At 49.3% G+C, this 18,339-nt stretch carries 18 protein-coding genes; 15 read left to right on the top strand and 3 right to left on the bottom strand.

Features of this window, described 5'->3' with window-relative positions; translation table 11 throughout:
• Positions 1–2: 2 nt before the first annotated feature.
• The 5 genes from ACESZH_RS07200 (at position 3) to ACESZH_RS07180 (ending at position 5,752) form a co-directional block, all read left to right on the top strand.
• Positions 3–1,442 carry a cobyrinate a,c-diamide synthase gene (locus ACESZH_RS07200; RefSeq protein WP_373213810.1) on the top strand — a complete coding sequence of 480 codons (1,440 nt, stop codon included), beginning with the start codon at positions 3–5 and terminating at the stop codon, positions 1,440–1,442.
• Entirely contained in the window at positions 1,442–2,413 is a 972-nt protein-coding gene (cbiB, locus tag ACESZH_RS07195; protein ID WP_373213807.1) for an adenosylcobinamide-phosphate synthase CbiB, read from the top strand. Before ACESZH_RS07200 ends, cbiB begins: the two co-directional genes overlap by 1 nt.
• A 60-nt stretch (positions 2,414–2,473) precedes the next feature.
• The gene (locus ACESZH_RS07190) at positions 2,474–3,514 is read left to right on the top strand and encodes a histidinol-phosphate transaminase (protein ID WP_373213804.1); all 1,041 of its coding nucleotides are present in this window, start codon (positions 2,474–2,476) and stop codon (positions 3,512–3,514) included.
• Positions 3,515–3,535: 21 nt separating this feature from the next.
• Entirely contained in the window at positions 3,536–5,044 is a 1,509-nt protein-coding gene (locus tag ACESZH_RS07185; RefSeq protein ID WP_373213802.1) for a cobyric acid synthase, read from the top strand.
• A 66-nt stretch (positions 5,045–5,110) separates the two neighbouring features.
• On the top strand, positions 5,111–5,752 hold the full coding sequence (locus ACESZH_RS07180; RefSeq protein WP_373213800.1) for a precorrin-8X methylmutase: 642 nt from the start codon (positions 5,111–5,113) through the stop codon (positions 5,750–5,752).
• Between the two features lie 127 nt (positions 5,753–5,879).
• Here the strand turns inward: ACESZH_RS07180 and ACESZH_RS07175 are convergent, their stop codons facing one another.
• Entirely contained in the window at positions 5,880–7,256 is a 1,377-nt protein-coding gene (locus tag ACESZH_RS07175; RefSeq protein ID WP_373213798.1) for a PLP-dependent aminotransferase family protein, read from the bottom strand.
• 104 nt (positions 7,257–7,360) lie between these two features.
• Here ACESZH_RS07175 and ACESZH_RS07170 point away from each other — a divergent pair, with 104 nt between their 5' ends.
• From ACESZH_RS07170 to ACESZH_RS07155, 4 genes are read left to right on the top strand one after another with little or no spacing between them, the layout of a single operon-like run.
• Positions 7,361–8,236, top strand: coding sequence for a pyridoxamine kinase (locus tag ACESZH_RS07170; RefSeq protein WP_373213795.1), 876 nt, complete (start codon positions 7,361–7,363; stop codon positions 8,234–8,236).
• Between the two features lie 15 nt (positions 8,237–8,251).
• Positions 8,252–8,791: a TIGR04002 family protein gene (locus ACESZH_RS07165; RefSeq protein ID WP_373213792.1), complete on the top strand. Its 540-nt coding sequence runs from the start codon at positions 8,252–8,254 to the stop codon at positions 8,789–8,791.
• Positions 8,792–8,795: 4 nt separating this feature from the next.
• On the top strand, positions 8,796–9,401 hold the full coding sequence (locus ACESZH_RS07160) for a TIGR04100 family radical SAM protein (protein ID WP_373213789.1): 606 nt from the start codon (positions 8,796–8,798) through the stop codon (positions 9,399–9,401).
• A 55-nt stretch (positions 9,402–9,456) separates the two neighbouring features.
• A complete protein-coding gene (locus ACESZH_RS07155; protein ID WP_373213787.1) occupies positions 9,457–10,239 on the top strand; it encodes an inositol monophosphatase in 783 nt (260 codons plus the stop codon).
• Here the strand turns inward: ACESZH_RS07155 and ACESZH_RS07150 are convergent, their stop codons facing one another.
• Positions 10,240–10,866: a superoxide dismutase gene (locus ACESZH_RS07150; RefSeq protein WP_373213784.1), complete on the bottom strand. Its 627-nt coding sequence runs from the start codon at positions 10,864–10,866 to the stop codon at positions 10,240–10,242.
• A 100-nt stretch (positions 10,867–10,966) separates the two neighbouring features.
• Positions 10,967–11,758 carry a sirohydrochlorin cobaltochelatase gene (locus ACESZH_RS07145; RefSeq protein ID WP_373213781.1) on the bottom strand — a complete coding sequence of 264 codons (792 nt, stop codon included), beginning with the start codon at positions 11,756–11,758 and terminating at the stop codon, positions 10,967–10,969.
• Between the two features lie 194 nt (positions 11,759–11,952).
• Between ACESZH_RS07145 and hemA the strand changes: the two genes are divergently transcribed.
• The 6 genes from hemA to hemL are packed head-to-tail and all read left to right on the top strand — an operon-like array spanning position 11,953 to position 18,311.
• Positions 11,953–13,182 (top strand): glutamyl-tRNA reductase, encoded by a 1,230-nt coding sequence (hemA, locus tag ACESZH_RS07140; protein ID WP_373213779.1) that lies wholly within the window; start codon positions 11,953–11,955, stop codon positions 13,180–13,182.
• On the top strand, positions 13,172–13,657 hold the full coding sequence (locus ACESZH_RS07135) for a bifunctional precorrin-2 dehydrogenase/sirohydrochlorin ferrochelatase (RefSeq protein ID WP_373213777.1): 486 nt from the start codon (positions 13,172–13,174) through the stop codon (positions 13,655–13,657). Before hemA ends, ACESZH_RS07135 begins: the two co-directional genes overlap by 11 nt.
• Complete coding sequence (gene hemC / locus ACESZH_RS07130; protein ID WP_373213775.1) at positions 13,650–14,555, top strand: hydroxymethylbilane synthase; 906 nt, start codon at positions 13,650–13,652, stop codon at positions 14,553–14,555. The genes ACESZH_RS07135 and hemC overlap by 8 nt, the downstream gene beginning before the upstream one ends.
• Positions 14,546–16,051, top strand: a complete 1,506-nt coding sequence (cobA, locus tag ACESZH_RS07125; RefSeq protein ID WP_373213773.1) for a uroporphyrinogen-III C-methyltransferase — start codon at positions 14,546–14,548, stop codon at positions 16,049–16,051. Before hemC ends, cobA begins: the two co-directional genes overlap by 10 nt.
• A gap of 2 nt (positions 16,052–16,053) precedes the next feature.
• A complete protein-coding gene (hemB, locus tag ACESZH_RS07120) occupies positions 16,054–17,037 on the top strand; it encodes a porphobilinogen synthase (protein WP_373213770.1) in 984 nt (327 codons plus the stop codon).
• A complete protein-coding gene (gene hemL, locus ACESZH_RS07115) occupies positions 17,037–18,311 on the top strand; it encodes a glutamate-1-semialdehyde 2,1-aminomutase (protein WP_373213767.1) in 1,275 nt (424 codons plus the stop codon). Before hemB ends, hemL begins: the two co-directional genes overlap by 1 nt.
• The last annotated feature ends 28 nt before the right edge of the window (positions 18,312–18,339 follow it).

Genomic DNA, 18,339 nt, shown 5'->3' with positions numbered 1-18,339 from the left:
GTATGAGGATTCCAAGGATCCTTCTTGCGGCGGGAGCCAGCGGAAGCGGAAAAACGCTGATCACCTGCGGCTTTTTACAGGTGTTGGTGAACAGGGGAATCAAAACCGCTTCCTTTAAGTGCGGGCCGGATTATATTGACCCCATGTTCCACAGCCGTGTCATTGGTACGAAATCCCGGAATCTGGATACTTTTTTCATTTCCGAAGAACGGACACGCTATCTTTTGGGGCAGAACGCCGGGGATTGTGAGATTGCCGTAATGGAGGGCGTGATGGGATACTATGACGGCGTGGGCGGAATCAGCACCAGGGCCAGTGCCTATGACCTGGCCGCAGCCACGGACACGCCGGTTATTCTGATCGTGAACAGTAAAGGAATGAGTGTTTCTCTTGCCGCCTACATAAAGGGATTTCTGGAATACAGGGAAAACAGCCGGATCAAAGGTGTGATCTTCAACAAGATGTCACCTATGCTGTATCCAAGGATGAAAAAGCTGGTTGAGGAGGAACTTGGGGTGAAGGCGCTGGGCTATGTCCCTGAGGTTTCAGATTGTGTGATCGAAAGCCGTCATCTTGGTCTGGTGCTTCCTGAGGAAATCCCGGAGCTTAAGGAGAGGCTTTTCAGGCTTTCCGAGATTCTGGAAAAAAGTCTTGATGTGGATGGTATTTTAAAGCTTGCAGAGGATGCGCCGGAGCTTACCATACCGGAGGAGCTTACGGACGATGAAGCATTTGACTGGAATATTTCCGATGAAAAGGAAACGGTCAGCAGCCCCGTTACGGAGACAGGTGAAAAATTGCGGATCGGGCTGGCAAAGGACGAAGCCTTCTGCTTTTTTTACGAGGACAATTTCCGGCTCCTGGAAAAAATGGGCGCAGAGCTTGTGACCTTTTCACCTGTGCATGACAAGAGCCTTCCGGAAAATCTGGACGGCCTGCTGCTGTATGGCGGCTATCCCGAGCTGAACGGGGAAGCGCTGGAAAAAAACAGCGGGATGCGCCGGGACATTGCCCATGCCCTCAAAAACGGAATGCCCTGCCTTGCGGAATGCGGAGGTTTTATGTATCTCCATGAGGAGATGGAGGGAATGGATGGAAAATTCTATAAGACAGCAGGCGTGATCCCGGGAAGGGTTTTCCGTACCCCGAAGCTTACCCGATTCGGATATATTACTCTGAACCAGAAAAAAGAGGTACTTGGGGAGGAAGGTTTTGGCTCAATACCTGCCCATGAATTCCATTATTTTGATTCGGAGAACTGCGGAACAGATTTCTGTGCAGAAAAACCCATGAGCAGCCGGGGATGGGAGTGCATCCACGGAAGTGACAGGCTTCTGGCAGGATTTCCACATTTGTATTATTACGCGAATCCGCGAATTCCAAAGGCATTTCTTAAAAAGTGCCTGGAATACAGAAAGGAACGGGAGCAAGGAGAAGTATGATGTTAAGGATACTGGCCCTGCCTGCAGGGTTTGTTTTAGATTTGATTTTCGGGGATCCCAGGTGGCTGTACCATCCGGTATGCCTGATTGGAAAGCTGATCGAGGTGCTGGAGAAGGGGATTCGCCGTGTTTTTCCGAAATCAAAGGGAGGAGAGCTGGCAGGAGGCTTCCTGGAGGTTTTGTGTATCTGCGCCTTAAGCTTTGGCATTCCCTTTGGAATCCTGTATCTCCTGTACAGATGGATGCCGATTTTGGGGTTTGTATTGGAAACCTTCTGGTGTTATCAGCTTCTGGCTACCAAATCCCTGAAGGGAGAGAGCATGAAGGTGTACGACCGTCTTGTAAACGGCACACTGGACGAGGCGCGGTACGCGGTTTCCATGATCGTGGGACGCGATACAAATAGTCTGACCTATGAGGGCGTCACAAAAGCGGCAGTGGAGACGATCGCGGAGAATTCCTCAGACGGGATCATTGCTCCCATGATCTATATGGCGATTGGGGGTGCGCCTCTTATGTTTTTATATAAGGGGATCAACACTATGGATTCCATGCTGGGTTATAAAAATGACAAATACCTTTATTACGGGCGCTGCGCGGCAAAGCTGGATGACGCGGCAAACTATATCCCTGCCAGGATCTCCGGCTGGCTGATGGTGGCAGCAACTGTGTTTGCAGGTCTGGATATAAAAAATGCGGCAAGGATCTACCGCCGCGACAGGAGAAACCACGCAAGTCCAAATTCCGCCCAGACAGAGGCGGCAATGGCGGGGGCGCTGAACGTCCAGCTTGCGGGAAATGCGTATTATTTCGGAAAATTATATGAAAAGCCTACCATTGGGGACGACATCCGTAGGATCGAGGCGGAGGACATAAAAAGAGCTAACCGTCTTCTGTACTGTACGGCAGTCCTTGGAATGGCAGTATTCTTGGCTGCCAGAGAAGCGGTAAGGCTGATGTGCGGTGTTTGAAACGGCGCGGGTAGCCGTGGGAGGGCGCAGCAGAAACAAAAGATTGGAATGGAGACAGCAATGAAGAAGCATATTCATGGAGGAGACGTTTATCATTATGCAGACTGTGTGGATTTTTCCGCAAACTGTAATCCGCTGGGTACGCCGGACAGCGTAAAGCAGGCGATCATAGACAGCCTGGAATGTCTGGGGGATTATCCCCGTGTAGGCTGCGAGCCTTTGCGTGAGGCTCTTGGGGTATATGAAGGGGTGGATGCCTCGCAGGTAATCTGCGGCAACGGGGCAGCAGAACTGATTTTTTCTCTTTGTCGGGCAAGAAAGCCGAGGAAAGCTCTTGTGCCGGGACCAAGCTTTGCGGAATACGAACAGGCGCTGGAAAGCGTGGACTGTGCGGTGGAGCACTTCTGGCTGACAGAAGAGGAAGGCTTTGAGATTGGAAAAAGCCTTCTGGAAGCCATCCATCCGGAGTTGGATATGGTCTTTCTCTGCAATCCAAACAATCCAACAGGACTTCTCATAGAAAGAGAGCTGCTTCTGGAGCTTCTGGAAAAATGCAGGAGGCTTGGCATTTTTCTGGTGATCGATGAATGCTTTCTCGATTTCGTAAAAGAACCGGAAAATTATACCCTGAAATCCCGGCTGGAAGAATATAAAAACCTGTTTCTGTTAAAGGCTTTTACAAAGCGCTATGCCATGGCAGGCGTGCGGCTGGGCTACGGACTCTGTTCAGACAGGTCGGTACTGGAAAAAATGGGAGAAATGACACAGCCCTGGAATGTATCCGCCATGGCACACGCCGCAGGACTTGCGGCACTGAAAGAATGTGAGTACGTGGAAGCAGGAAGGCAGCTTGTCTTTCAGGAGGCGGAATATCTGAAAGATGAAATGAAAAGCCTTGGTTTACAGGTTTTTCCTTCCCAGGCAAACTATATCTTTTTCAAAGGCCCGGAAAGCCTGTTTACATCCTGTGTAGAGAAAGGCTTTCTTATCAGGGACTGCAGCAATTACCCGGGACTTTGCAAAGGATATTACCGGATCGCGGTAAAGAATCACGAAGACAACAGGCGGCTTATGAGAGCATTCAGGGAAATACTGGCCTGACAGAGAAAAGAGGATATCAATATGGCAAAAGCAATTATGGTGCAGGGTACCATGTCAAATGCGGGTAAAAGCCTGCTGGCAGCCGGACTTTGCCGGATTTTCAAGCAGGACGGCTACCGGGTGGCACCCTTTAAGTCCCAGAATATGGCGCTGAACTCCTTTATCACAGAGGAGGGACTGGAGATGGGCAGGGCACAGGTGATGCAGGCGGAGGCGGCAGGGATCGCGCCGTCGGTTCTCATGAACCCGATCCTTTTAAAGCCCACAAACGATACAGGCTCCCAAGTGATTGTAAACGGCGAGGTTCTGGGAACCATGAGCGCCAGGGATTACTTTAAATATAAAAAGAAGCTGATCCCGGACATTATGAAGGCGTACAACACCCTTGCGGAACAAAATGATATTATTGTGATAGAAGGAGCCGGAAGCCCAGCGGAGATCAATCTGAAATCTGACGATATTGTGAACATGGGAATGGCAAAGATGGCAAAAGCCCCTGTACTCCTTGTTGGTGACATTGACCGCGGAGGAGTATTTGCCCAGCTTATCGGTACCGTCATGCTCCTTGAGGATGATGAGAAAGCTATGGTAAAGGGTCTGGTGATCAACAAGTTCCGCGGCGATAAGACGATCCTTGACCCTGGCGTGGAAATGCTGGAAGAAAAAAGCGGTATTCCTGTTGTGGGAGTGGCCCCCTACCTGAACATCCAGGTGGAGGACGAGGACAGCCTGACCGAGCGTTTTGAGAGAAAGCAGGAGGTGGGCCTGATCGACATTGCCGTGATCAGAGTCCCCAGAATTTCCAACTTTACGGACTTTAACCCACTGGAAAGCATTCCAGGAGTATCTTTACGATATGTAAAGCATGTAAGTGAGCTTGGAAACCCGGATATGATCATTCTCCCCGGCACTAAAAACACCATGGAGGATCTTCTTTGGATGCGGGAAAGCGGCATGGAGACTGCTGTTCTGAAGGAAGCCTCCCACGGTAAGGTGATCTTCGGAATCTGCGGCGGCTACCAAATGCTGGGTGAGACGTTAAGCGACCCCTTCGGCGTGGAAGCAGGAGGAACCATAGCCGGAATGGGACTTCTTCCCATGGATACCGTTTTTGCAGAAAATAAAACAAGAACCCGTGTCACCGGAAGCTTCCAGGAGCTTTCCGGCATTCTCGCACCATTGAGCGGAGCAGTCCTGGAAGGCTATGAGATCCACATGGGCGAAACAACATTAAAGGGAAATGCCGCACCGTCCACAACCATCCGCGACAGCGTCAGCGGAACCCAGAAGGCCGACGGCGCTTATTTTGAAAACATATGCGGAACTTACGTACACGGCGTATTTGACAGAGAAGAGGTTGCAGAGGCACTGGTGCGTGCCCTGGGAGAAAAAAAAGGAATCGACGTCTCCCAGATGACCGGAGTAGACTTCCAGGCATTCAAGGAAACCCAGTACGATATCCTGGCATCAGAGCTTCGGAAGCACCTGGACATGAATGCAATCTACAAAATCTTAGAAGCAGGAATCTGAAAAAAATAAAGAAAAGCGTATCTATGCGATACGGAGATATACCCTAATCAGGAAAGGCGGTAAAATATGAAAATCGAACTGGAAAACGTAAAACCCATGGACATCGAAAAGCGAAGCTTTGAGATCATTACAGAGGAATTAGGCGACACCCCTCTGATCCCCGGCACAGAGCTAATCGTAAAACGCTGCATCCACACAAGCGCAGACTTTGACTATGCTAAAAATCTCTGCTTTTCCGAAAATGCAGTAGAAAAAGCAATCTCTGCCATAAAAGAAGGCGCCTGGATCGTCACCGACACCCAGATGGCAAAAGCAGGGATCAACAAGCGCGCCCTTGCACGCTACGGCGGAGAAGTCTGCTGCTTCATGTCCGACGAGGATGTAGCCCGCATCGCCAAAGAAAACGGCTCCACCCGCGCCACAGCCAGCATGGACAAAGCCGCCTCCCTGAACAAAAAACTAATATTTGCCATCGGCAACGCCCCCACAGCCCTGGTACGCCTCTACGAACTCATCCAGGAAGGCAAGCTATCCCCCGAACTGATCATCGGCGTCCCCGTAGGCTTCGTAAACGTAGTCCAATCAAAAGAACTAATCATGAAAACCACCACCCCCTACATCATAGCCCGCGGCCGAAAAGGCGGCTCCAACATCGCCGCCTGCATTTGCAACGCCCTCCTCTACATGATAAACAACACTAGAGACTAATCAAATCTCTCACAAAACCTCTACCGTACGTCCATCCTCCGCCCCCATAACCCTACGCTCTCAAGCGGGCCAAAAGGGGGAGCGCGAGGGGGAATGCGGCCTTCGCTCTCCGAGCTTTCCCCCTCGCTTATTCTACCACTTCCCGAAGCACCCTACACCCCGCCACAAAATCTCCAGCATTCATAGCAGAGCAAGAAAGAATAACCGTCACATCCTCCCCTTCTACCCGAAGAACCTCCACCATCACCCCATGCTCCCGCGCCCTCCGCATCAGCCACTCCCCCGGTGAGCCACCGTAACTTCTTTCATTCGATATGGAATCCTCAACCCGCAAAGTAAGCGCAAGACTCGTCCCCGCCGCTCCGATCCGCACACGGCAATCCTCCCCAAAAACCTCCCGCACAGCCCCCAGAAGCAGCTTCAGCTTCTGCGAATAAAGCCGTTTCAGCTTTCTCGTCTGAGCCGCCAGATGACCATCCCGTATAAACTGGCAAAGCGCAATCTGCTCCGCTTTTGAAGCGGTCTGGTTATAGCATCCCGCCTTTTTCTTATAAGCCTCCAGAAGCGGAGCCGGAAGCACCATAAAACTAATACGGATAGAAGGCAGCAAAAGCCTGGAAAAAGACCCGATATAGACCACCCCCTGCCCTCCGGAAAGCCCGAAAAGAGAAGGCGTAGGCTTTTGCAGATAAACAAACTCATTTTCAAAATCATCCTCAATGACAAGACTATCATGTTCCGCCGCATACCGCAGCAGCTCCAGCCGCCTGGAAACCGGCATGATCTCCCCCCATTTTGTCATGTGCGCTGGCGAAACGTAGATCACATCACTGTCCTTATTCCGGTACCGCACCTGGTATCCAAAATCCTCAAATACAGTACTTCCCTGGATAAAAGACGGTGTAGGAAAGGATACAGTGGGCGCATCCTCCTTCTGTGGACGATGAAAAGGATAGAGAGATTTTATGAGGGGACACAAGATCTGCAGCAGGCTTTGCACACTGGCCCCCACCACAATATCATCCGGAGAACAGATGACATTTCTCCGTTCCCGGATATAAGCCGCAAGAGTCTCCCGAAAATCACGCTCCCCCTGGGCTTCCCCATAAGTCAGCATCCGTTCATCCTGACGCAGAGCACTTTTTATATAGCGGCTCCACAGGTCAAAACGGAAGCTCTCCCTGTCAACACCAGAGGAAGCAAAATCATAGCGGCAGCGGGGAGCACTATCCAATGCCGCCTCCTTTGTCTGCTGCTTGTGAAGCGCAATAGACGTAACATAATAGCCGCTTTGCGCCTTGGAAATAATATATCCGTCAGCCGCAAGCTGCAGGTAAGCATTTTCAATGGTAGTCCTGGAAAGCTTCAGTTCCTGGGCACTCTTTCTGAGAGACGGCATTTTACTGCCAGGCAAAAGCTTTTTTTCCAGGATCAGATCTTTATAGTATTGATACACCTCCAGATAGAGAGTCCCTTTCTTTCCCTTTTTTTCAATATCTAGCATAAAACTGTCCCCTAAAAAATAGTTAATTTTGGATATTTATAAAGATACACTTTGGTGCTATTCTATATCAAAATCTTTAAGAAAACAAGAGTGGAGTGACATAATTGAAAAAAATAGCAGTGATCAATGATCTGTCCGGTCTGGGAAAATGCTCGCTGACGGCAGCAATCCCTGTGATTTCTGCCATGGGTGTTCAGGCAGTACCCCTTCCAACGGCAGTCCTGAGCAACCAGACAGGCTACGCCTCCTATTTCTGCGATGACTATACATTAAAAATGGATGCCATTATGGAGGAATGGGAAAAGCGAGGCTTTCAGCCAGACGGGATCTATACAGGTTTTCTGGCAGGAGAGGCTCAGGCAGAAAAAATCCTTTCTTTTTTTGAGCGCTTTTGCGGGGATGATACCCTGGTACTGGTAGACCCTGTTATGGGCGACCAGGGAAAAGTATACGACATTTTTTCGGATGGACTGTGCAGTCAGATGAGAAGCCTTGCAAAGCAGGCACAGGTGATCACACCCAATCTTACAGAGGCGCTTCTGCTTCTGTATGGCAGGTCCGGAATGGAAACACATTACAAAGTACTTTCCGGCAGTCAGGGAAACGAATACCTGGGCAATATTGAGGAGCTTGGACAAAAGCTTTGCCAGACCTTTGAACTGGATTCAGCGGTGATCACCGGAATCGATCAGCAGGAGGAGGGAAGACCTCTCCGGATCGGAAATCTGGTAAGTCAAAGGGAAAAAGCATCCTGGTTCTTTGCAGAAAAGACAGGGGGCAGCTATTCCGGTACAGGGGATTTATTTGCATCCATTCTCAGCGCAGGTCTGGTAAAAGGCGTTCCCATGGAGAGATGCGTGGAAAAGGCAGTGGAGTTTTTGTCAAAAGCCATACAGGACGCAGTAGAAGAAGGGACAGACCGGAATGATGGCGTGTGCTTTGAAACATACCTGCACGAGCTGTGGGAGATAGGAAAATAAAAGGAGGAGATTCTCATGACAGATTACACAGCAGTAAACAAAACAACAAGCGTGAAGGTGCGGCGCATCACTGTCACCGCCATCTTTGCGGCGCTCACGACCCTGATGACAGCATATATTCTCCATATTCCATTTGGAATGAACGGCGGGTATGTCCATCTTGGAGACACGATGATCTATCTGGCAGCAGCCATTCTGCCCATGCCCTATGCGTTTGCGGCAGGTGCCATAGGCGGCGGGCTTGCAGATCTTCTCACCTCTCCTGTATGGGCGCCAGCCACGATCATCATTAAGATGCTCATCTGTCTTCCGTTTTCCTCAAAAGGAAATAAGATCGTGACGAAGAGGAATGTGCTTGCTACCATTATTGCATTTTGGATTTCTGCAGTGGGATATTATGTGGCGGAAGGAATCATGTTTGGCTTTACCGCAGCTTTCTTCACATCTATCAGCGGAAGCATTATCCAGTCCGGCGGAAGCGCGATCGCCTTTCTTATCGTTGGTGCTGCACTTGACCGACTGGGATTCAAACAAAATATGGCGAAAGGAATTTAATAGTATGACAGATATTGTATACCGTTACAAAGACCAGATTTATTTTAACATCACAAACAAATGTCCCTGCCGATGCACTTTCTGCATCCGCAATAATGGGAATTCCGTGGGAGAGGCAAATAATCTGTGGTTTGAGCATGAACCTTCTCTGGAGGAAATCTATAAAGCTATTGACGCGTTTGACTTTAGCGGCTGTAAGGAGGCTGTATTTTGCGGCTACGGCGAGCCTACTATGGCGCTGGATAAAATGCTTGCTGTCAGCAGGTACGTAAGGGAACGGTATGATTTACGGCTCAGGTTAAACACAAACGGACTTGGTGACCTGATCCATAAGCGTTCCATTGCAGAGGAGGTCTGTAAAGCAGTGGATTGTGTTTCCGTCAGCCTGAACATGCCGGATGCAAAATCCTATTGTGAGGTAGTAAACCCTGCTTACGGCGAAAAATCCTTTGACGCCATGCTCCGGTTTGCCCAGGACTGCAGAAAGTATCTTGAAGATGTACGCTTCACTGTGGTAGACTGTATCGGAGAGGAAAACGTACGGAAAAGCCAGGAACTTGCCGATTCTCTGGGAATACCGCTGAGAGTTCGGGTCTACTCTGCTGCATAGCAGTACAGGCTTCAGTCAGGTTTCCTCATGAAAAAAGGAATGAGGTACACGAAGAATGCTTACGGAAACACAGAAAAATAGAGTTTTAGAGCTGGTAAAGCAGACAAAGCCTTTAATTTACCGTGAAATGTCACAGGAAAAGGTGACCGTAAAGGGCGCAGCCGATTATGTGACAAATGTGGATTTTGCAGTCCAGGAGTTTTTAAAAAACAGTTTATGTGAGGAGTTTCCACAGGTTTCCATGATCGCGGAGGAGAAGGAAAACCGGGATCTTTCGGAAAAAGAATCCTATTGGATCCTGGATCCTATTGACGGAACGACAAATCTGATCCAGGATTATCATTTAAGCGCCGTGTCACTGGGTCTATATGAGAAAGGCGAAATTACCTTCGGCGCAGTCTATAATCCTTTTACCGACGAGCTGTTCCACGCCGCAAAGGGAGAAGGAGCCTTTTTAAACGGGAAGAAGATAAAAGTCTCCACGCTCCAGGACTTTAAAGATGCAGTAGTATCTTTTGGCTCTTCTCCATACGAGAAGAACAGAGCAAAGGATCTGTTTCCGGTATTTTACAGGGTATTTATGAACTGCGCAGATTTCCGGCGCACAGGCTCCGCAGCTCTTGACTTATGCTATATTGCCTGTGGGCGGCAGCACGGTTATATTGAACAGAATTTAAAGCCCTGGGATTATTCAGCGGGAAGTCTGATCCTTGCCGAGGCGAGAGGCATTGCAGTCACCTGGGAGGGAGAGACACTTCCTTATCTGAAAAATTCAGATGTACTTGGCTGTGCCCCGCAATTTCTGGAAACCCTTAAGGAATTGGTAAAGACAAAGTAATTAAGGAAAAAGCCGCCTGTAATTTTCTGCTGCCTGTTCCCAGTTTGCCAGGTGAAACCAGTCCCCAATGTATGCGGCCCGATCGTTGTAATGTTTCAGATAGTAGGCATGCTCCCACACATCCAGATTGAGAAGGGGAAAAAGGTTCTGGGAAAAGGGGGTGTCCTGATTGGACGTGGTCATAATGTGCAGATGACCAAAGGCATCCGCCGCGAGCCAGGCATAGCCGGAGCCGAATACGGATAAGGCAGCCTTTGTGAAAGCCGCCCGGAATCCTTCAAAATCCTGAAAATATTTTGGAATCAACTGTTCCAGAGGACCTGGAAGGATGTCAGCGGAGGGATTTTTCAGGCATGAAAAATATAGAATATGGTTGTAAACACCGCCTGCGTTATTCTGAATCCCTGTCTGGATGTTTTCCGGCAGGGATTTTACGTATAGCAGAAGTTCTTCCAGAGACAATCTGTGATAGGCGGGATAGTCTTTTAAAAGCTTGTTCAGATTATCCACATATGTCTGGAGATGACGGTTATGATGGAGCTCCATGGTCAGGGCGTCGATATATGGTTCCATTGCATCGTAAGGATAGGGAAGGGGAGAATTGACGAAAGGATAATGGTTATTCATAGGATATTTTCCTTTGCTGAACTTCCTTTAAAGATATGAAGAATACAGACTGGATATGCAGACGGAGAGCAGGAAGGAAACCGGCTCTCCGTTTGGAATTTTAAAAAGCCATGGCATCTTTTACATGACTGACAAAAAGGTTCCGGATACCTTCATATTCACCCAGACCCTTCAGTACAGGACGTACATGAAAGCCTGCGTTTTCAAACTGGTTGAGCCAGGAATCCGGGGAATCGCCTGCCATGTCATTGTTTGCGTGATCGCCCGCTACGATCATAAAGGGAGCCAGCGTCACCTGCACAGGATCATATGCCTTCACCATTTTCAGAAGCTGTTCCATACCGGGATAAGCTTCCACGGTGCCGAGAAAAATATGGGGGGCGCCCATATCCTTAAAGCGGTAATCAAGAGCCGCGTAAACGGAGTTGGCATAGTGGCTGGTTCCGTGTCCCATGAGCACAAGAGCTTCTTTTGCATCCAGATCATGGAATTCCTGCATAACAGCCTCCACAGCCGCAGCGTGGTCTTCTTCGCTGGTGAGAAGAGGAGTACCGAACCGGATAGACTGGAAACTGCCTGCAAAAGAAAGGACGTCCTTTTTCATACGGTCATTTTCAATACCGTTGATCACATGTGTGGGCTGAACCACCACATCTGTAATACCGTCAGAAGCCATCCGCTCCATAGCCTCCGCAACATTGTCAATATGAAGTCCGTCTCTTTTTTTCAACTTGGCAAGAATCATTTTGCTGGTCCAGGCCCGATAGATCCCACATTCAGGAAAGGCATTTCTGATGGAATCCTCAATGGAATCTATACAGGCTTTTTTTGTTTCCGGGTAGCTGGTACCGAAGCTTACGACAAGAATGGCTGTCTTTTTTGCTAAAATCATGAAATCTTTCCTCCAAAAGTGATAGATGCTCCGCGTAATGATTTCTACCGTAGATTATTATAAGCTTGATGCTGTTTTTTTGTCAATAAATAGGGCGGAAATGGATGCCGAAAAAGCCTGTTTCCAATTGACAATCCCGGGTTGAATGTTTATGATGTTAAGGTGATCATATACACAAAGGAGAAGGAACGGTAATGAGTATTTCCATGATAGGAATTGACCATAACATGGCACCGATAGACATCCGCGCCCTGTTTGCTTTTACAAAGAAAAACGCAGGGGAGGCCATGGAGCGGCTGAAAGAGATGAAGGGGATTTATGGATGCGTGATTCTTTCCACCTGCAACCGTCTGGAGATCTGGGCAAGCGTCGATGATGAGGTCTGTCCGTCTCTGTATGAGGACCTTTGCAGTCTGAAAGGCATTGAGGATGATAAATACAGAAAGTATTTTGTGGCGCGGCAGGACCGTGAGGCCGTGGAGCATCTGTTTTACCTGACCAGCGGACTGAAATCCCAGATTTTGGGGGAGGATCAGATCCTGACCCAGGTAAAGGAGGCGTTAAGCCTGGCAAGAGAGCATTATACGGCTGACGGGGTACTGGAGGTCCTTTTCAGAATGGCTGTTACAGCGGGGAAAAAGATCAAGACAGAGGTGCCCTTTTCCCATGGAAATCCTTCTGTCATTCATCAGGCGATCCATACCCTGGAAAAAGAGGGATATGTCGTGCAGGGAAAACGCTGCATGGTGATCGGAAACGGTGAAATGGGAAAGGTGGCAGCACAGACCCTGCAGGAAGCAGGAGCTGATGTAACGGTTACCGTGCGCCAGTACAGAAGCGGAGTGGTGAATATTCCTTTTGGATGTAAGCGAATTAATTACGGAGAACGTACAGATTATCTGCCGGAATGCGATCTGGCAGTCAGCGCCACCGCCAGCCCTAACTTTACCTTAACGCAGGAGCTTTTTGAGAGCCTTAACCTGACAAAGCCATTGATTTTGATCGATCTGGCTGTTCCGAGAGATATTGAGCCAACGATCGGAGCTTTGGAAGGGATCACTCTTTACGATATGGACAGCTTTCACATGGATGAAACGCCTGAGGAGCTTCAGAAGAATCTGGAGGCGGCGGGTTCCATAGTGAGCAGTCAGATGGACGAATTTTACCAGTGGCTGGACGGAAGAGATATCATTCCAAGGATTCAGGAGATAAAAGCCGAGGCGGTCAATGATCTGAACCTGAGAATTGCAAAAATACTGAAGAGCACGCCGATGGAGGAAAGCCACAGGAAGAAGCTTCTGGAAACAGTGGACACGGCAGCAGGAAAGGTGATCAACAAGCTGATCTTTGGTCTGAGAGACAGTCTGAACCAGGAAGCCTTTCTGGAGTGCGTGGAAGGACTGGAGAAAATATATGAGGAATAAACCATTTTTTCCCATGTTTGTGGATTTATCGGATAAAAATATTGTAGTGGCAGGCGGTGGGAGCATTGCCACAAGAAGAGTCAAAACTTTGCTGATGTTTACAAGGAATATTACGGTTATCGCACCGCGGATGACTGCAGAGCTGCTGGAGATGGGAAAGGCAGGAAAAATCCGGATCCATGCGCGCCCGGTAAAGCGTTCGGACTTTGATATGGCATATATGGTTCTGGCTGTGACAAATGATTGGAAATTAAATGATGAGATTTACCATATCTGCAAGGAAGAGGGAATTTACGTAAACGTAGCCAGCGACAGGGAGCTGTGTGATTTCTATTTTCCCGGGATCTGCATGAAGGATGAAACCGTAGTAGGCGTAACGGCCAGCGGTGTGAACCATAAAAAAGCAAAAGCTGTCAGAGAGAAGATTCAGGCGCTTTTGGAAGAGATGTCGAAGGGTGAGGATGACTATGAGTAGAAAAATTGTTATAGGCAGCAGGGAGAGCGCACTTGCTGTTTTGCAGAGCGAGATGGTGCGGGATTATATTGTGGGGGCGAACCCGGACACAAAGGTTGAGATTCTCACAATGAAGACCACAGGAGATAAAATCCTGGACCGCACTCTCGATAAAATAGGCGGAAAAGGCCTTTTCGTAAAGGAACTGGACAAAGCCCTTATGGACGGAAGAAGCCAGTTATCTGTTCACAGTATGAAGGACATGCCCATGGAGCTGCCTGATGAGCTGCCGCTGCTTGCTTTTTCAAAAAGAGAGGACCCGAGAGATGTGCTCGTGCTTCCGGAAGGGGCGACAGAGCTCGACAAAACAAAACCTCTCGGCTGCTCCAGCCTGAGAAGGACGCTGCAATTAAAAGCACTTTATCCGGATATGAAGGTAAAGAGCGTGCGGGGAAATCTGCAGACCAGATTAAAAAAGCTGGAAAGCGGTGAGTATTCCGCATTGATCCTGGCGGCAGCCGGACTAAAGCGGCTGGGTCTGGAAAGCAGGATCAGCCGTTATTTTTCACAGGATGAGATGCTTCCTGCAGCCGGTCAGGGCATTCTGGCTGTTCAGGGAAAAGAAGGGCTTGATTATGATTTTATAAAGGGCTACGATGACAGGGAGTCCCGGTTTGCAGCAGTTGCAGAGCGGGCATTTGTGCGGTATCTGGACGGGGGCTGTACATCGCCCATCGCAGCTTACGCAGAGGTGTCCGGGGAAGAGATTTTCCTGCGGGGACTCTATTTTGATCCGGAGACGGGCAGATATTTGAAAGGAAGCATCAGAGGAAGGGCAAATGACGGGGAGAAACTCGGTATTGCCCTTGCTGAAGATTTAAGAGAGAGATGCAGGAAAGGAGAGGGCACATGTCAGTAGGAAAAGTATGGTTGGTGGGAGCCGGTCCGGGAGATGTGGGGCTTTTTACCATGAAAGGCATGGAGGTCTTGCAGCAGGCAGAGGTGGTAGTCTATGACAGCCTGGTTGGTCAGGGCGTTTTATCAAAGATTCCTGCAAAGGCACAGTTGATCAATGTGGGAAAAAGGGCAAATCATCACACTATGCCACAGGAGGAAATCAACAAGGTCCTTTTGGATGAGGCGCAGAAGGGAAAACGGGTGGTGCGTTTAAAGGGCGGCGATCCCTTCCTTTTCGGCAGAGGAGGAGAGGAGCTGGAGCTTCTCACGGAATATGGGATTCCCTACGAGGTGGTGCCGGGAGTGACCTCTCCCTTATCGGTGCCTGCCTATAACGGCATTCCGGTAACTCACAGGGATTTCACTTCCTCCCTGCATATCATCACAGGACATAAGCGCGCCGGAAAAGAATACGACATTGATTTTGAAGCTCTGGTACGGACAAAGGGAACGCTGGTGTTTCTCATGGGCGTAGCGGCGCTTTCAGATATCTGCAGTGGATTGCTAAAGGGCGGAATGGAGCCGGATATGCCGGCTGCTATTTTGCAGAAAGGCACCACGGCGGGACAGAAACGGATCATCGCCACAGTTTCCACTCTCAAAGAAGAGGTGGACAGACAGGGAATTGAAACGCCTGCCATCATTGTAGTGGGAAGGGTATGCACCCTGGCAGATGACTTTGCCTGGTATGAAAGGCTGCCGCTGGCGGGTTGGAAGGTGCTGGTTACACGTCCAAGAAATATGATTTCCAGGACTGCGGCAAAGCTTCGGGAAAAGGGCGCGGAGGTGCTGGAGCTTCCCGCGATCCGCACGGAGGCTCTTGCAGACCAGACGCGTCTCCACGAAGCCTTCCGCAAAATGGAGAGCTATCAGTGGATGGTGTTTACAAGCCCTACAGGGGTGGATATCTTTTTCGGAGAAGTAAAGAAGCAGGGACTTGATATCCGCTGCCTTGGCAATATAAAGATTGCAGCCATCGGAGAGGGCACTCAGAAGAAATTAAAGGAATACTGCCTGAAAGCAGATTTTATCCCAACTGTTTATGACGGCGATACGCTGGGAAAAGAACTGGCTGAAAAGCTTTCAGCCGGAGACCATATTCTCATACCAAGGGCGGAGAAGGGAAATGAAAATCTGGTAAAATATCTGGAACAGGCAGGAGCGCTGGTGGATGATGTGCCCACATACGCCACTGTTTATGAGTGCAGCCCTCTGATTGATGAGAAAAAGGAGTTTGAGGACGGAAATATTGATTGCGTGGTGTTTACCAGCGCATCTACCGTAAAAGGATTTGTGGAAGGCACAAAGGGCCTTGACTATACAAAGGTAAAAGCCGCATGTATCGGAAAACAGACGAAAGCGGCAGCAGACCAATACGGAATGGAAACCTATATGTCAGAAAAAGCGACCATTGACAGCCTGATCTGTCTGGTGGAGCAATTAAAAAGGAGCGAATAAAAATGGAACTGATTCAAAGACCAAGAAGATTAAGAGGCAGTGAAACGCTGCGTAAAATGGTGAGAGAGACAAGAATGGACAAATCCTCTCTCATGTACCCTCTGTTTGTAATGGAAGGGGAAAATATCCAGGAGGAGATCCCCTCCATGGAAGGGCAGTACCGTTACAGCCTTGACAGGCTTCCTTATAAGCTGGAGGAGCTGACCCGGGCTGGGGTATCCAGCGTAATGCTGTTTGGAATCCCGGACCATAAGGATGAGGTGGGAAGCGGTGCCTACGCACAGGATGGAATCGTTCAGAAAGCCCTTCGGGAGGCAAAAAAGCAATTTCCGGACCTTTACTATGTGACAGATGTCTGCATGTGTGAATATACATCCCACGGACATTGCGGAGTGCTTTGCGGTCATGATGTGGACAATGACAAGACACTGGAGCTGCTGGCAGAAACAGCTCTTTCACATGCGGAAGCGGGAGCGGATATGGTGGCTCCCTCTGATATGATGGACGGGCGTGTGGGTGCCATCCGGGAAAAGCTGGATGCAAATGGTTTTAACAGAATCCCCATCATGTCCTATGCGGTAAAATATGCCTCTGCCTTCTACGGGCCCTTCCGTGATGCTGCGGGAAGTGCACCTGCGTTTGGTGACCGCAGAAGCTATCAGATGGATTTCCATAACAGAAGAGAGGGAATGAAGGAAGCGCTGACCGATATTGAGGAAGGTGCTGACATTATCATGGTAAAGCCTGCCCTTTCCTATCTTGATATGGTTTCTGAAATTTCGAAGGCTGTGAATGTTCCGGTGGCAGCCTACAGCGTAAGCGGTGAGTATGCTATGGTAAAGGCTGCGGCAAAGATGGGATGGATCGATGAGGAAAGGATCGTTGGCGAGATGGCAGTGGGAGCTTACCGTGCCGGCGCACAGATCTATATCACTTACTATGCAGAAATGATCGCAAAACTCATGGATGAAGGGAGGATCGGCTGATGACAAGATCAGAGGAATTATTTGAAAGAGCGGTAAAGAGAATCCCGGGAGGGGTAAACAGCCCGGTCCGTGCTTACGGCGCCATCGGGGAGGCTCCCAGATTCATTGACTGTGCGGACGGATGTTACATCTATGATGTGGATGGAAATAAATATATCGACTACATTGATTCCTGGGGTCCGATGATTCTTGGACACAATTTCCCGGCTATCCGGGAGAGTGTGGTGAAGGCTTGTGAAAAGGGCTTAAGCTTCGGCTGCGCTACAGAAATAGAGGTGGAGATGGCGGAGTTTATCTGCTCGCATATTCCACATGTGGATATGATCCGTATGGTAAATTCCGGCACAGAAGCTGTCATGAGCGCCATCCGTGCTGCAAGAGGCTTTACCGGAAGAAATAAGATCATTAAATTTGCCGGCTGTTATCACGGTCATTGTGATGCCATGCTGGTGAGCGCAGGCTCCGGTGTTATGACAAGCGGCGTACCGGACAGCGCAGGTGTACCAAAGGGCTGCACCGAAGATACTATGCTGGCAGTATACAATGATCTGGAAAGCGTAAAAGCTTTATTTGACCAGGCCAAAGGCCAGGTAGCGGCAGTGATCGTGGAAGCTGTAGGGGCAAATATGGGCGTTGTTACGCCAAAGGAAGGATTTCTGGAAGGGCTGCGCAGCCTTTGTGACGAAAACGGCGCCCTTCTGATCTTTGACGAGGTCATTACAGGCTTCCGTCTGGCCTTCGGAGGCGCTGCGGAATATTTCGGAATCAAGCCGGATCTGGTTACCTACGGAAAGATCATCGGCGCGGGAATGCCGGTAGGCGCATACGGCGGACGTCTTGATGTGATGGAGATGGTAGCGCCTGTGGGAAAGGTTTACCAGGCAGGAACCTTAAGCGGCAATCCAATTGCCATGGCAGCAGGTCTGACGCAGCTTAAGTATCTGTATCAGCATCCGGAGATCTACACAGGTCTGGAAAGAAAAGGCAGCAGGCTCTACGGCGGCATGGAGGCAATTCTGAAAGAAAAGGGTCTTCATTACCGTTTAAACCATATCTCCTCACTTGGAAGCCTGTTTTTCACAGAGGAAGAGGTGGTGGATTACACTACGGCAAAAACTTCCGATACACAGGCCTTTGCAGAATATTTCAAGAAAATGCTGAATCTGGGAATCCATCTTGCGCCTTCCCAGTTTGAAGCAATGTTCCTGTCTGACGCTCACACAGATGAGGTGATTGACCGGACTCTTGAGGCTGTTGGAAAAAGTTTGATATAAATACGCAGAATCTTGTCCTTGGAATAAG

Source organism: Ruminococcus sp. 5_1_39BFAA, from assembly GCF_964240875.1.
Taxonomy (GTDB): domain Bacteria; phylum Bacillota; class Clostridia; order Lachnospirales; family Lachnospiraceae; genus Blautia_A.
The sequence above is the reverse complement of the archived record's forward strand: the minus strand, read 5'-3'. Positions and strand labels throughout refer to the sequence as shown.